This is a genomic window from Pseudomonas syringae group sp. J248-6, from assembly GCF_032586995.1.
Classification (GTDB): domain Bacteria; phylum Pseudomonadota; class Gammaproteobacteria; order Pseudomonadales; family Pseudomonadaceae; genus Aquipseudomonas; species Aquipseudomonas amygdali.
On sequence record NZ_JAWHOP010000016.1, the window covers coordinates 111,127 to 125,839 of the forward strand.

The window sequence follows — 14,713 nt, forward strand, 5'->3', positions numbered from 1 at the left end:
ATGACCGCCGGTCGTCAGCCGTCAAGGAAGCGCTGGCGGTTCTCGGGCGACGGCAACAGACAGTGATCATAGCGCCCGAACAGGCGATATCGGTTGAGCGCGATACGGTTGTAGGCCCAGTCCATTAGAAAGCGTGGAAAAATACCCAGCACTTTCAGCAGCGGCCACGGCGCGGGCAACAGCCCCATGATGTGCAGAAAGGCATCCGAGCGTACAAACACCCGATTGTTAACGATGACCGCGATAGTATGAAAATCGTCGAGCGGCAGCCCGGCCCACTTCAGCAATGCCTGCCCCTGCTCCGACTGTACGGCGGCCAAGCGCAGACGCTGGTGCGGATCATGGCGAATCAGAAACTTCACCACACCATTGCACAGTTTGCAGACGCCATCGAACAGCACGACACATTCATCGGGTTTCAGATACGGGGCGGGGGTAGTCGTCAGCACGGTATTCACCTGTTCAGGAAAAACAGCCCTGGCGCGCCCGGAAACATGAACGCCCCGCCAGTCGAAGGACCGGCGAGGCGTTCAGGCTAAAGCCATTGCCCGACAGAATCAAACCTTGCGGACGAACTCCGACTTCAGCTTCATCGCGCCGATGCCGTCGATCTTGCAATCGATGTCATGGTCGCCATCGACCAGACGGATGTTCTTGACCTTGGTACCGACCTTGACCACCAACGAAGAGCCTTTGACTTTCAGGTCCTTGATCACGGTAATGGTATCGCCGTCCTGCAGCACATTGCCCGTGGAGTCCTTGATGACTTTCACGTCGTCGGCTGCATCGGCGCCAGCAGCGTCTGCAGACCATTCATGGGCGCATTCCGGGCAGATCAGCAGGCTGCCGTCTTCGTAGGTGTATTCGGAATTGCATTTCGGGCAGGACGGTAAGCTCACAATGGTTCTCGCATCGAGGAGGGTAAAACCATGCATTATAAAGGGCTTTTCCTGTTTCAGGTGGGAAGAGACTGATCTGTCGTCATAAACCGGCTTCAGCCATTGGACAGAAGCGAATACCTGAACTAAAAAATACACCACTCTCTCCTGCAATTCCCTTCTGATCCTTCATCCCCGACGCCTGCGCCCCGCGTTGGCGGTAGCTATTGCAGCGCGCATTTACCGCCTTTACCACTTCCTGTATCGAGCACACTTCATGGGCATTCCTCATAACCCGGCGCTCGCCTATCGACCCGAAATCGATGGTCTGCGCGCGTTCGCGGTGATCCCGGTCATCCTGTATCACGCGGGTTTACCGTTATTCAGCGGTGGATTCGTAGGGGTCGACATCTTTTTTGTGATCTCTGGCTATCTGATCACCTCGATCATTCTTGCGCAGATGCTCAAAGGCAGACTCTCGCTGATCGATTTCTACGAACGGCGCGCCCGGCGCATTCTGCCAGCGCTGTTCGTGATGATGCTGGTCTGCCTGCCTGTCGCGTGGTTGACGCTCGACCCGTCTGACCTGAAATACTTCGCCAAGAGCCTGGTAGCGGTGCCGACCTTCTCTTCCAACCTACTGTTCTGGCTGGAAAGCGGCTATTTCGACGCAACCGCTGAACTCAAACCCTTGCTGCACACCTGGACGCTCGCAGTAGAGGAGCAGTACTACCTGTTTTTCCCACCGCTACTGATGCTGGCCTGGAGCATGGGCCGCAAGTGGCTGGTTGTACTGCTGATCGCCGCCGCCCTGACGAGCCTGGCGCTGGCGGAGCTGGGGGCGCGTCATAACGCCAGCACCGCTTTTTATCTGTTGCCTGCACGCGCCTGGGAATTGCTGACGGGCTCGTTCATCGCCTTCTACTTTGCCTGGCGCACGCGTAGCGTCGATAGCGCCAGCCATCTTGATCAGGCGGCGACGCTGCTGGGCATTCTGCTGATCGGTTATGCCGTGATTTGTTTCGACAGCAGTACACCCTTCCCAGGCCTCAGCGCGCTGGTGCCTGTGCTGGGCGCGGCGTTGATCATTGTCTTCGCCAATGGCCAGACCTGGGTCGGCAACGCGCTGAGCTCACGGGTAACGGTCCTGATCGGCATGATCAGTTACAGCGCCTATTTGTGGCATCAGCCCGTCTTTGCCTTCGCTCGTCAGCGCAGCCTGATTGAGCCGGACCTGCCGCTGATGCTGGCGTTGACCGTGCTCTCGCTGCTGCTGGCCTGGCTGAGCTGGCGCTTCGTCGAGCAGCCCTTTCGCAAGGCCGGTGCATTCAACCGCCGTCAGATCTTCGCCTCGGCAGGCGTTGCTTCGACGCTATTTGTCGTGCTGGGGCTGGTCGGCTATCTCAATAACGGCTTTAGCCAGCGCTTCGCTGTCGATCCGGCGATGCATCAGGCATTTGTCGACCCGCAGATACGCGAAAGATGCGACCGGAACCTTGATAGCCAAGGCTGGAATGTCGATTTTTGCCTGTTCGGCCTTGCCGACAGCAACGTCGTACCGGAGATGGCCCTGTTTGGTGACAGCCATTCCGAGGCCCTGTTATCGACGTTTGACGCCGCCGCGCGGGATTTGGGCAGAACAGTCGCGCATATCGGTCTGGGCGGCTGCCTGCCCTTGCTCGGCGTGGACATCGCCAATGGCAACTACCCTGCCGGGGTATGCGAGACGCTGGCCAATCGCGAGTTTGAATACGTGAAGCAGCGTCAGATCAAAAAGGTCGTGCTGGTGGCACGCTGGACGCTGTACACCGACGGCGATTACGGCGAACGGAAGATGAGCAAGTATTTCCTGACCTCCCGCAGCCACCCGGAAAAAAACCGGGAAACCTCGCGAGCAGTGTTCCGGCAGGCATTTGAAACCACGATAAAGGCCTACCGCGATATCGGCACCGAGGTATTCATCGTCGCGCAGGTGCCGCAGCAATTGATCAATCCCGAGAGCCTCTACTACCGCCTGGCCCGGGATGCCTCGGGCAGTGATGCGCAGAAACTGCAGCGGGTCAGTGAACTGTCGGTGCCAGTCGAAAAACATGCTCTGTTGCAACGCTTCACTCGAGAACTGTTCCTGCACGCCAGCCAGGCGAAGCAGATCAGGTTGATCACCCTGGATGACGCCTTTTGCAAGGACAAGCAATGCCTGATTGGCGACATGAACTCGTACTACAAGGACTTCAATCACCTCAACGCCAAGGGCGCAGGCCTGCTTGCTGGTCAGATCAGCCATATTCTTGACCAGTGACAGGGTTTTATCAGGCGGCATTGTCTGTAATGCTGATACCCGCACAGACGCCCGAGGACCATCGCATGACCGCCGCCAGCTTCGCCCCGTTTCAGGATCTGGCCAGCCTGCTGATCCCGCACACTCATGCAGAGAAAATCGATGGCGCGCACGACGTCTCGCACTTGCTGCGCGTCTGGAAAAACGTCTGCGCTATCCGTGACCGGGAAGGCGGCGATGCCCGCGTACTGATCGCCGCCACACTGTTACACGACTGTGTTTCGGTCGAGAAAGATTCACCGTTTCGCTCCAGCGCTTCGCGACTGGCGGCAGTACGGGCCAGCGAATTGCTTACCGAGATGGGGTGGGACGAAGAAAGTATCGCTGCGGTTGCCCATGCTATCGAAGCGCACAGTTTTTCGGCGGCGATAACTCCGTTGACGCTGGAAGCCCGAATTCTGCAGGACGCCGACCGCCTGGACTCTCTGGGCATGATCGGCGTAGCTCGAACCTTTTACGTATCGGGGCGGATGGGCAGACAGCTTTACGAACCGAACGACCCGCATGCCAGCCAGCGCCCGCATGACGACATGAACTTCGCCGCCGACCATTTTCATACCAAGCTGCTGCACCTCGCCGACAGCTTTCAAACCGATACCGGGACACAGATGGCGAAGATCAGGCACGACCGGCTGAAGCGCTTTCTGGATGAACTGATGGAGGAAATCGGTGCGCCCAAGCCATGAGTGCTTGCCTGTTTTCAACATAAACATCAGATGTCACAAAGACATCACACAACTGCCCTATAAACGGCTCTCCGAGAAGGTCTGTGTGTTTATAGGGGTTGTGTGCCGTGAAAAGATTTATGCCTCGTTTCCTGCGTCGGCAAACCACAAGGCCAACACTATTGCGCCGCTTCAGGATCACCCTGCGTTTGGTGATCTGTTTCGGTATCACTTCCCTGCTGATGGTCGCGCTGGGGGCTTTCTGCCTGCTGCAGATGCAGGAGATCCGCAATCAGGGCGAAGCCGTTGAGAGTGGAGCGCTGCCCAGTATCGCCATGGCCGATGCCATCGCCATCGGCCTGGTCAAACTGCGCAGCGAGACCACCCGGCTGATCGCCAATGCCGACGATCCGGGTGCGGTCATCAACAGCAAGATCAATGTCGAACAGCTCAAGAACGAAGTCGAGAAAGGTTTCTCGGAATACCTTGCGCGCGTTCAATCGGGCACTGAACATGACTCTATCGTCGCCTTGCAGGATGCCTATAAGGCGTTCATGCCCGGCTTGCAGGATCAGATCACGCTGATCGAGCAGAACAAGCTGGACGAGGCCAGAATGTTGGCCAATACCATGCTCGCGCTGCAAGGCGACCTTATGGACATGCAGGTGCAGTTACTGCGCGAGCTGAACAAACAGAGCGCTGCCGCCGCCGTAGAGTCAGCAGGCACCCGCTACGAGCAGGCACGAATCATTGCGCTGAGCGTCATCGCCGTCGTGTTGGCTCTGACCCTGCTGCTGGCCTGGCGTTTGAGCGTCAGCATCATTCACCCGGTCCGCCAGGCTTTGCACATTGCCAGCACCATTGCCGATGGTGATCTGACAGAGCACCGGATACCGGATGGCAAGGACGAGACCGCGCAGTTGCTGATCACGCTGGGGCGCATGCGCACTAACCTGCACGGCACGATTGATCAGATATACGCAGCGGCGACGCAGTTGTCGCAGTCGGTCCAGGAGATGGGCACCATCGCCGAAGCCAGTGCGCTCAATCTGCAATTGCAGAACAACGAAATCGAGCAGGCCGCGGTCGCCGTCAACCAGATGAGTCAGGCGGCCATCGAAGTAGCAGGCAACGCCAGCAGCACCGTGACCGAATCACAGGCGTCGACCCAGGCGGCAGCGCAAGGACAGGAAAAACTGTCGGCGACGATTCTTTCGATCAAACAACTGACTGAAAACGTGCTGGACTCCTCGCATCAGGCTGAAGGACTGGCCGAGCGCACACAGAGCATCAGCAGCATCCTCGATGTGATTCGCGCAATCGCCAACCAGACCAACCTGCTGGCCCTGAACGCCGCCATTGAGGCAGCCCGGGCGGGCGAAGCCGGGCGCGGATTTGCCGTGGTGGCTGATGAGGTCCGTTCACTGGCGCAACGCACCAGCGCCTCGACAGCCGAAATCGAAGGGCTGATCAACGGCGTGCAGCAAAGCACTCAGCAAACGGCCAGCTCGTTGCGTCACACGGCAACGCAAGCCAGCCTGACGCTTGAGCAAGCTGCATCAACTGGCGAAGCATTGACTGTGATCATCCATTCAACAGCCACCATCAACGACCGCAACCTGCTGATTGCCAGTGCAGCAGAACAGCAAGCCCAGGTCGCGACTGAAGTAGACCGCAACCTGAGCAGTATCCGCGACCTGTCGAGCCAGACAGCGTCAGGCGCGCAGCAGACCACCGTGGCGAGCAATTCGCTGTCGATGCTGGCGACTGACCTGAACCTGATGGTGCAGCGCTTCGTGCTGTGATGCCCTGCCTGCCGCCAACCAGTCGTCGCGAAAACAGACTGGCTGGCGATAGTGCAACCTGAGGGCGGCTATCAGTCCTGCGGACGCAGACGGTACTGCGGCGGCAGCTGCTCGAAACCGCTGATGGTCACGTCGAGGCTTTTCCAGCGACCGTCCTTGATGCCGTAGATGCAGCCATGCACAGACAGGCTCTGCCCACGGTGCCAGGCGTTCTGCACAATGCTGGTGTGACCGACGTTGGCCACTTGCTGAATCACGTTCAGCTCACACAGACGGTCGACACGTTCTTCCTCGGTCGGCAGCTTGGCCAGCACTTCACGGTTTTCGTAATACAGATCACGAATCGTGCGCAGCCAGCCGTCGATCAGGCCGAACTGGCGGTCCTGCATGGACGCGCGTACACCGCCGCAACCATAGTGGCCCGTCACCAGAATGTGTTTGACCTTCAACACGTCCACTGCGTACTGGATCACCGACAGGCAGTTGAGGTCGGTGTGCAACACAACGTTGGCCACGTTGCGATGGACGAACAGATCGCCGGGCAGCATGCCGACGATTTCGTTGGCCGGGACACGTGCATCCGAACAACCGATCCACAGGAACTCAGGCGTTTGCTGGCGGGCCAGCTTGGCGAAAAACTCTGGGTCTTCCTGCTTTATCGCATCGGCCCAGCGTGCATTGTTATCAATCAGGTCTTGTAGCTCGTTCATGCTTTGACGCCTCGATAATGATGCCCAGCCTTGGACTGGAGTCGAATCCTTCAAGTCACGCCTGTTTGCCACTACTGACAAAATTCACCAAAGCTCGTCGGTCAACAAAAAGGAATCTTCAAAGTCGTGGCCGGTCAACTTTTTACGACCACCCCAAATGAGGATTTGTCATGAACGATTCACGCCGCCCATTCGGTGCGACCCAGCCGGAACCCATTGATGACAACGAAGACCGCATGGGCTCTATGAAAACACTCGACTTCAATGAAGATGAGACCGCCCGTATCGGTGATCTTATCCCTGAAGACCAACTGCAACATGAAATTCCGGATCAGCGTGTGCGTGAGGCAGGCCTGACCGGTGCATCGACTGACGATCACCATTCGACCGATGACGATCTGTCTCCGGAAACCCTGATCCACGAAGACGGTGCCCGTTCACCGAACGAGCAGGGCGAAGACGATCCTGCCGATCTGGACCTGACGGTAGTCGATGAAGATGACATCGGCGGTGGCAACGGGCTCGACGAGGAGGAGCTGGCCATTCTTGACCCGCTGGACGGCAACACCCAGCGCTGACCGCCAGCACTATTCGAAAAGCGTGCAGGCCATGACCACAGCGTCTTCGCGGCCGCCGACTGCCGGGTAGTAATCGCGACGCCGGCCTATCTCGTTGAAACCGTAGTTTTCATACAGACGATAGGCTGGACGATTACTGTCACGCAGTTCCAGAAAGCATTCCCGAGCGTTTAGCTGATAAGCACGCTTCATCAGATGATCCAGCAGCAGCAAGCCAAGACCACGACCCTGATTTTCAGGTTTGACGGTGATGTTGAGCAGATGCGCTTCATCGATGATGACCTGAATCACACCGTGCCCGACCTGCTGCGCGCCTTCGAACATCAGCCAGATCTCATAGGACTTGAGGCCATCGAGAAAGATGCCGCGTGTCCAGGGATGGCTGAAGGCTGCGTATTCGATTTTCAGCACCGCATCCATGTCGGCTTCGGTCATGGGGCGGAAGGTTACGGCATCACTCATCGATCGATTTCCAGCGCGTCATCAGCCGACGCATGGCTTTCCAGACATCGGCCTTGCGCTCAGGCTCGTCCATCATTAATTCGAGACCCGGCAACGCCCAGGCAGTACCCAGACCTTCGATCTGCAATTCGCGGTTATAGGATTCGGCGTCGGCTTCACCGGCGAACTTCATCGATGGCAAACCGATCAGCCACAGGCACGCACAGGGTTCGTCCTCAAGCCGGGCACCGACAAAGCCTTGCACGAAGTCGCGCGCCGCTTCCGGCCCCTGATCCATCTGGCCACGCACCAGCAGCGGCCAGCGCACCGGTTCGCCGATAATCTGCGGGCTGTCGGGCAGACCGGCAGCGCGCAGCATGTCCTTGAGCAGCAGGTAGGACGGATCGCGGCTCTGAAACGGCTGACCGGTGGTCAGTTCTACCAACAGCATGCAACGGCCGGCACGCAGCAATTGCAGGGCAAAACGCGGTGGCGGCACAACTGCGGCCTTGGGCGGCGCAGGCGCGGCCTCCTCGACCGGGGCAACGGTGCGCGTGCTGGCCAGTGACGGACGCGGCACCTCGACCTTCGGGCGCTCGGGCTGCCGGGCGATCGGCACAACGTTCGCAGCTTCGACCGGCGCAGCGTGCGCAGATGGCGCGGCAGCAGGCGCAATGTTCTGCACCTCTAGCGGCGGCGGTAACGGCGCAAGCAGCTCCGGACGCGAGGGCGCAGCGAATGGCAGTTCTGTGCGCGGCAGCCAGTTGACCACCTGCATGGCGGTCAAATAAGCGCGGCGACGGGACTCGTTGAGCAAGGGTCAGCCACCTGTGGATAAGTTAAGCGCGCAATTCTAGCGTTGTTCGCCTTTTTGCGCTGCAGCATATCGCCCGCAGGTGAAATATCAGGCGACTGATGCAGTACAATTGCCGCTTTTCACTTGCCAACAGTCGGCCTAACGATGATCGAACCCAAGCGCGTCCTGCGCGCCCTTGCCGAGCACTGGGCGCTACTCGAGCCCTTATGCGAACACTTCGACCAGGGTACGTTGAGCCTGAGCGAGCTGCGCCTGCAATTGGGCGCTCAGCAGCAGGACAGCACCCCGCAAGACATCACCAACCTGCTGGACGTGTGGATTCGTCTGGACATTCTGGTGCCCGTCGCGAAAAGTCCGAACCGCTTTGAGCTCAACGCACAGATCCATGACTTCCTGTCCTACCTGCGCCGCGAGCACCGGCTGGGCCTGTGCCTGGAAATCGAGGCTTATCTGCGCCATCTGGAGCGCCTGGCCGGTTACATTCAGGACGCGTTCGATATTCGCGATGCCAATGATCTGGCCAGGCAGTTGCGACTGCTGGACATGCGGGTGCGCGACGTTCTCAAGAAGCTCGCCAACGACGAACAGGCACTGGTCGCGGTAGCCGACCGGGCCAAGACCAGCGACCGGCAGATCCCCTTGCGCCAGCGGTATGCAGAAGTTCTGGCCACCTGGGATGAATACGTCGAGCCGATGATTCAACTGGTCAATGCCGACGGCGCTTTCGAACAGGGTGTGCGCAAGGTCGAGAATGTGCTGCTGCGCCTGCTGACCGAGCAACAACGCCTCGGTCATCTGGTCGATGACGACATGCTGCTGCGCACCCATGCGCGCATTCTGGAGATGCAGACCAGCGCCCAGCTGACCTTGCGTCATGCACGCGAGCTGCTGTTGCCGCTGCGCGAGGAGGCACGTCGCCACAACGCGGTGACTCGTGGCGCGGCGCTGGCCTTGTCGGCGATTCGGCGCAAGGGTCTGGACGCAGTGCCACAGGCCGCCATGCCATTGTTTACCCGCCCGCAAAGTACCTTTCTGGGCAGCGCGAGTCAGGTCGAGGCTTACGTCTATGCCTTGGCGCGCTTTGAACCCAAGCCTGCGAAATTCCCCAAGGCCAGTGGTACACGCAAGGGCGAACCGCCCCGCGCGCCACGTACGGTCAAGGAAATGCTCGAGCGCTGCGAAAGCGCCCTGCCGATGCCTGACCTGATGGTCTGGCTGCTGGAGCAGGAACCGACCGGCGAAACCGACGAGCTGTTGTACTGGTTCTCGCGGTTGTCGCGGGACAAGCGCTTCGCCCGTGAACGCCTCGAGCGTCGCGAATATTTCACCCGGGAGCACCGCGTCAGCCTGCGCTCCTTTGCCCTGCTCGCCGCAAAAGACGAGCAGCCAGAGCATTCCGAGAGCCCTGTTCATGCATCTTGATCTATCCGAAATGTCCCAGCTCGCGCCGATCTTTCGCGAGCTGTTCAAGGGCTATCACATCAGCCGCCGTGACCCGGAGCTGTATGCCCAACTCTCCAACTGCCAGGACCAGTACCGCGCGCTGTTCAAGGCATTGGGCTACGAACTGATCTGCGACACCCGTGGCTTCTACTATTTCGTGCCTGAACTGGCCGCCGCGCAGGTCAACAAGACCGCTCAACGTCTGGCGCTGTTCACCTTCATCCTCGTCGAGCATCTGGCCGATCAGGGCCGTGACCCGATGGCCGTACTGGATGGCGGCAGTCTGGGCCGCGACGAACTGCCTTCGATGCTGGAAAAGTACCGGGACCTGTTTCTTCAGGCGGAAGTGCAGACCCAGGAAGAGCTGGAAGAGAAGATCATGCGCCGCATGACGCAACTGGGTTTTGCCAGTGAAGAGGTCGGTATCTACCGCTTCCTGCCGCCGATGCACCGTTTTCTCGATGTGTGCCTGTCGGTGCAACAGGACCGCGATCTGGCGGCCAGTCTGCATAGCGCCCTGCCACTGCCAACGCCTGTGCTCATCGATGATGACAGCGACGAGAAGCTGCTGGAAACCGATGACCCGCTGGACCTGGCTGAATTCGGTGAAGAAACCGAGGAAGAGGCACTGGCCCGGGCAATCGCCGATGAGCAACGACAGGAGATGGACACATGAGCCAGGAACGTTATGGCATCCGCCGCTTTGCCCTGTTGAACACCGCCGGTTACAGCCTCGGCCTGTTCCCGCTGGAAAACCCGCTGTCGGTGTATGGGGCGAACAACCTGGGCAAGAGCGCCTCGATCAACGCCCTGCAATTCCCGATTCTGGCGCGCATGTCGGACATGAGCTTCGGCAAGTACAGCCTTGAGCAGTCCCGGCGCTTCTACTTTGCCACCGACACCAGTTACATTCTGGTGGAAGTCTCCCTGCCCCACGGCCCGCATGTAATTGGCGTGGTAGGCCGCGGCCCGGGTGGCGGTTTCGGCCATCAGTTCTTCGCCTATGCCGGCGAGCTGGACCTGGGTCATTACCAGAAGAACGACACCTGCCTGCGTCAGAAAGAGCTGTTCAGCAACCTGGAAAGCCAGGGCCTGAAAGCCTACGAACTCAAGCCGGACGAGCTGCGCCGCCTGTTGGTCGGCGGTCATACCTCGATCCCGCTGGACCTGACCCTGATCCCGCTGCGCTCCACCAGCGAGCAGAGCCTGAAGACGTTCCGCGCGCTGTTCATCAACCTGCTGCACATGCGTGAAATCACGGCAGCCAAACTCAAGCAGCTGTTTCTCGATGCGTTTGAGCACAGCCTGCGCTCGGGCAGCGTCGACTACATTGCCGCCTGTGAAGAAGCTTTCCGCGACGTGCGGCGCATGGAACAGGATTACAACTCGCTGGTATTGGCTGGCCCGCTGGTCGAGGCGCTGGCTGCCGGGGTCAAACAGCGTGATCTGTTGCGTGGCAAACTGCATCGTCTGTCGCCGATCCTTGATTCACTGCTTGGCACCTGGTCGGACTACTCCGGCGCGCGCAAGGAAGAACTGGTCGCTCAGGCCGAGCATTACCGTGCTCAGCAGGATGAGATGCAGAACGATCAGCGCAGCAGCACTCAGGAACTGATGCGTCTGGAGCGCGAGATCAGCAGCATCCAGCGCTGGGTCGGCGAGCTGTCGGTGCTGAAGAATCGTTTTGCGCTGGTCGATGACGTCAAGGTGCTGGAGCAGCAACTGCTCGCAGCCAAGGATGCTCACGATGAACTGGCCGGTGCACTGGCCCAGTCGCGGCAGTTCAGCGCCGAAGATCTGGACGAGCGTCTGCGCGATCTGGAGAAACGCCTCAAGTCGGTCAAACAACAGCTCGACCATGCGGACAACAACAGTTACGCCCGTCTGCGTGAAGAGTTCTCCCAGCCGGACGTAGAACGCCTGATGCGCCTGTTCAACAGCGCGCTGTTCAGCTTGCCATTGGGTGAGCAAGGCATTGCGCTGGACGATGGCGATGCGTGGGTAAAATCGCTGGAGACCATTCTGGATGGCTTCAAAGGCGATCAATTCACCGTACCCGGACTGACCATCAACCTGTCGAGCATCGAACCTCCTGCCCTGCAGGCGCTGGCCGATCGTGCTGCGCTGCGCGATCAGAAAGAGCGCCTGGAAAAAGAACTCAAGCAACTGAAAACCCAGCAGGCTGTGGCCGCCGACCGCGCGGCGAGCAAGACCCAGACCGAGGCGCTGTATCAACAGGTGCTGGATGCTCAAAAAGCACTTGAAGACTTCCGCCGCTGCCAGACCTTGAGCGCGGAGGAGTCCGGCAAGCTGGAAGAGCTGGCGCAGATGGAAGCCGCTCAGGATGAACTGAAACGCTCCAGCGATGCATTCACCGAACGCGTCCAGCAGCTCTCGGCCAAGCTGCAACTGATCGCCCGTCAGATTGGTGACATGGAATCCAAGCAACGCACGCTGGACGACGCGCTACGTCGCCGCCAGTTGTTGCCTGCGGATCTGCCGTTCGGCACGCCGTTCATGGACCCGATTGATGATTCCATGGATAACCTGTTGCCACTGCTCAACGACTACCAGGACAGCTGGCAAGGTCTGTTGCGCAGCGATGGGCAGATCGAAGCGCTGTATGCCCAGGTTCGCCTCAAGGGCGTGGCCAAGTTCGACAGCGAGGACGACATGGAGCGTCGCCTGCAACTGCTGATCAATGCCTACGCACACCGTACCGATGAGGCGCTCACACTGGGCAAGGCTCGTCGCGCTGCGGTTACTGACATCGCCCGTACCCTGCGAAACATTCGTAGTGACTACGACAGCCTTGAGCATCAACTGGCACTGTTCAACCGCGAGATCAACAAACGTCAGGTGTCGAACCTGGCAAGCTTCCGTATCGTGCTCGCCCCTAACAAGGAAGCGCTCAAGCACATCGACCAGATTATCCACAGCGCCGGGCAATATGAAGAAGGCGAGACGCTGTCTGTCTTCGACCTGAGCCAGAGCGCCGAGCAGGACAACAAGAACGAAGAGGCCAAGGAATATCTGGCGCGACTTGTGGCTGCCAATCATAACCAGTTGGGCTTGAAGGACTTGTTCGAACTGGCATTCGAGATCACCAAGGTCAATGGTCAGCCGGTTATCCACACCGATATCGACGGCGCAGCGTCCAACGGCACGACGATGACCATCAAGGCATTGACCAACATGTACCTGTTGCTGCACTTGATGGATCGGGATCAGGCTGGTCGGGTGCGCTTGCCTTATTACCTGGACGAAGCAGCAGACATCGATGAGAAGAACCAGGCTGCGCTGCTGGAAACGAGCCTGCAACTGGGCTTCGTTCCGATTCTGGCAAGTGTGAAGCCACAGGTATCGGCCCATGTGGCCATCGACCTGGAAGGTGGCAGCGGGCCTAACGGGATATACATCGATGAAGCTGACTGGAAATACATTCAGCGTCGTGACGATGTCAAGCCAGCGGTACCAGAGCTGGCTTCGTAAGGGCCGTTAGCTGTAGCCAGAAGGCCGCATGAGAATGCGGCCTTTTTTATTGTCTTTGAATTGAGTGAGGCCATAGTGCAGGCCTTGCACAAACAGACTCTTTATTCATTGAATTCACAATGGGGTGCAGCAAACACGCATAGGATTGCGAGAGGCAGGCCTGGAGTGACCTCATGAAAACCATACTGTTGACGGTCTTGCTGACCGTTGCTGCAACAGCGCATGCAACCGACTACTACGTTGCCCCCAATGGCGATGATCATGCTGCCGGTACAAAAGCCGCACCGTTGCGATCCATCATGCGTGCACAGCAAGCCGCAAAAGCTGGCGACACGGTGTACTTTCGCGGCGGAGTCTATGCCTACACAGCAGGCATCAACAGCTGCGCTACCCGTACAGACACCGTCAATGCCATCACCCTGAACAACAGCGGCAGCGAAAACAAACCTATACGTTATTGGGCCTATCCGGGCGAAACACCGGTTTTCGATTTCTCGGCCATGAAAGACGATTGTCGCGTCAAAGGCTTCAACGTTACCGGTAGCTGGTTACACCTGAAGGGGCTGGAGGTAACGGGCGTGCCGCAGCAGCCGGATAACCATCTCAATCACGAGTCCTGGGGTATCTGGAACAGCGGCAGCCACAACACTTTCGAGCAACTCAACTTGCATCACAACATGGGGCCAGGCCTGTTCATTCAGAACGGCGGTTATAACCTGGTACTCAATACCGACTCCCACCACAACTACGATCCTTACACCTCAAACGGCGCAGGTCAGAGCGCTGACGGCTTCGGCGCACATATCAAGGCGGGCCATCCAGGCAACGTATTTCGCGGTTGCAGAGCCTGGGCCAATTCCGACGACGGCTTTGACCTGATCAATGCCTTCTCGCCGGTAACCATCGAAAACTCGTGGGCATGGCAGCAAGGCTACCTGCCTGGCACGCACACCAAACTTGAGGCGGGCAACGGCAATGGCATCAAAGCGGGCGGATACGGTGGCAAGTATGTGCCCAACGGTGTGAAACATATCGTCCGTAATTCAGTTGCCTTCGACAACAAATCCGCCGGTTTCTACGCCAATCACCATACATTGGCACTGGACTTCATCAACAACACGGCTTTTTCCAATGGCGCAAACTACAACATGGCAGGTATCGCGCCAGATGGCTCGCTGATCCCTCTCGGCCACCTGCTCAACAATATTGCCTACAAGGGACGGTTGACCGTAAACAGCGAAGGACTGGATATGGCCCAGAACTCATGGGCATTGCCAACGCCTGTAACCGACGCTGACTTTGAAGATGTCTCGGACACTGGTTGGGATGCGAAGCGCCAGCCAGACGGAAGCCTGCCAGTGCTGAGCAGCTTCCATCTGCGCCCCGGCAGCAGGCTGGCAGGCATGGGGGCGTTCAACTGAGCTGAGGGAATCCCTGGCTCCAATGCAGAGGTTTGTGGAACCCCAGACAAACAAAAACCCTCAACGCGTAAGCGATGAGGGTTTCTGGAATTTAATCTTGACGATGACCTACTCTCACATGGGGA

At 58.6% G+C, this 14,713-nt stretch carries 13 protein-coding genes and 1 pseudogene; 9 read left to right on the forward strand and 5 right to left on the reverse strand.

Annotated elements, in window-relative coordinates:
• Nucleotides 1–14: 14 nt before the first annotated feature.
• Nucleotides 15–446: a thiol-disulfide oxidoreductase DCC family protein gene (locus tag RYC17_RS19805; RefSeq protein ID WP_080396228.1), complete on the reverse strand. Its 432-nt coding sequence runs from the start codon at nucleotides 444–446 to the stop codon at nucleotides 15–17.
• Nucleotides 447–557: 111 nt separating this feature from the next.
• Nucleotides 558–902 carry a zinc ribbon domain-containing protein YjdM gene (locus tag RYC17_RS19810; RefSeq protein WP_032613429.1) on the reverse strand — a complete coding sequence of 115 codons (345 nt, stop codon included), beginning with the start codon at nucleotides 900–902 and terminating at the stop codon, nucleotides 558–560.
• Between the two features lie 253 nt (nucleotides 903–1,155).
• On the opposite strand from RYC17_RS19810, the gene RYC17_RS19815 reads away from it, so the two are divergent.
• The 4 genes and pseudogenes from RYC17_RS19815 (at nucleotide 1,156) to RYC17_RS27080 (ending at nucleotide 5,686) form a co-directional block, all read left to right on the forward strand.
• Nucleotides 1,156–3,177 (forward strand): acyltransferase family protein, encoded by a 2,022-nt coding sequence (locus RYC17_RS19815; protein ID WP_316904198.1) that lies wholly within the window; start codon nucleotides 1,156–1,158, stop codon nucleotides 3,175–3,177.
• Nucleotides 3,178–3,242: 65 nt separating this feature from the next.
• Entirely contained in the window at nucleotides 3,243–3,902 is a 660-nt protein-coding gene (locus tag RYC17_RS19820; protein WP_122281331.1) for an HD domain-containing protein, read from the forward strand.
• A gap of 119 nt (nucleotides 3,903–4,021) precedes the next feature.
• Nucleotides 4,022–4,828: pseudogene (locus tag RYC17_RS27075) on the forward strand (MCP four helix bundle domain-containing protein); the annotation flags it as partial.
• Between the two features lie 69 nt (nucleotides 4,829–4,897).
• The gene (locus RYC17_RS27080) at nucleotides 4,898–5,686 is read left to right on the forward strand and encodes a methyl-accepting chemotaxis protein (RefSeq protein WP_410478326.1); all 789 of its coding nucleotides are present in this window, start codon (nucleotides 4,898–4,900) and stop codon (nucleotides 5,684–5,686) included.
• A 71-nt stretch (nucleotides 5,687–5,757) separates the two neighbouring features.
• Here RYC17_RS27080 and can read toward each other — a convergent pair whose 3' ends face one another.
• On the reverse strand, nucleotides 5,758–6,396 hold the full coding sequence (can, locus tag RYC17_RS19830; RefSeq protein WP_002552086.1) for a carbonate dehydratase: 639 nt from the start codon (nucleotides 6,394–6,396) through the stop codon (nucleotides 5,758–5,760).
• Between the two features lie 170 nt (nucleotides 6,397–6,566).
• On the opposite strand from can, the gene RYC17_RS19835 reads away from it, so the two are divergent.
• Nucleotides 6,567–6,974, forward strand: a complete 408-nt coding sequence (locus RYC17_RS19835) for a serine kinase/phosphatase (RefSeq protein ID WP_122259000.1) — start codon at nucleotides 6,567–6,569, stop codon at nucleotides 6,972–6,974.
• A 9-nt stretch (nucleotides 6,975–6,983) separates the two neighbouring features.
• Here RYC17_RS19835 and rimI read toward each other — a convergent pair whose 3' ends face one another.
• Both rimI and RYC17_RS19845 read right to left on the reverse strand, forming a co-directional pair.
• On the reverse strand, nucleotides 6,984–7,436 hold the full coding sequence (gene rimI / locus RYC17_RS19840; RefSeq protein WP_002552084.1) for a ribosomal protein S18-alanine N-acetyltransferase: 453 nt from the start codon (nucleotides 7,434–7,436) through the stop codon (nucleotides 6,984–6,986).
• Nucleotides 7,429–8,232, reverse strand: coding sequence for an energy transducer TonB (locus RYC17_RS19845; RefSeq protein WP_122258999.1), 804 nt, complete (start codon nucleotides 8,230–8,232; stop codon nucleotides 7,429–7,431). Before RYC17_RS19845 ends, rimI begins: the two co-directional genes overlap by 8 nt.
• Nucleotides 8,233–8,376: 144 nt before the next feature.
• Here RYC17_RS19845 and mksB point away from each other — a divergent pair, with 144 nt between their 5' ends.
• The 4 genes from mksB (at nucleotide 8,377) to RYC17_RS19865 (ending at nucleotide 14,588) form a co-directional block, all read left to right on the forward strand.
• The gene (gene mksB / locus RYC17_RS19850) at nucleotides 8,377–9,654 is read left to right on the forward strand and encodes an Mks condensin complex protein MksB (protein WP_002552082.1); all 1,278 of its coding nucleotides are present in this window, start codon (nucleotides 8,377–8,379) and stop codon (nucleotides 9,652–9,654) included.
• Nucleotides 9,644–10,351, forward strand: a complete 708-nt coding sequence (gene mksE / locus RYC17_RS19855) for an Mks condensin complex protein MksE (protein ID WP_002552081.1) — start codon at nucleotides 9,644–9,646, stop codon at nucleotides 10,349–10,351. Before mksB ends, mksE begins: the two co-directional genes overlap by 11 nt.
• Nucleotides 10,348–13,167: an Mks condensin complex protein MksF gene (gene mksF, locus RYC17_RS19860; protein ID WP_058400505.1), complete on the forward strand. Its 2,820-nt coding sequence runs from the start codon at nucleotides 10,348–10,350 to the stop codon at nucleotides 13,165–13,167. Before mksE ends, mksF begins: the two co-directional genes overlap by 4 nt.
• 173 nt (nucleotides 13,168–13,340) lie before the next feature.
• Nucleotides 13,341–14,588 (forward strand): right-handed parallel beta-helix repeat-containing protein, encoded by a 1,248-nt coding sequence (locus tag RYC17_RS19865; protein ID WP_316904201.1) that lies wholly within the window; start codon nucleotides 13,341–13,343, stop codon nucleotides 14,586–14,588.
• The last annotated feature ends 125 nt before the right edge of the window (nucleotides 14,589–14,713 follow it).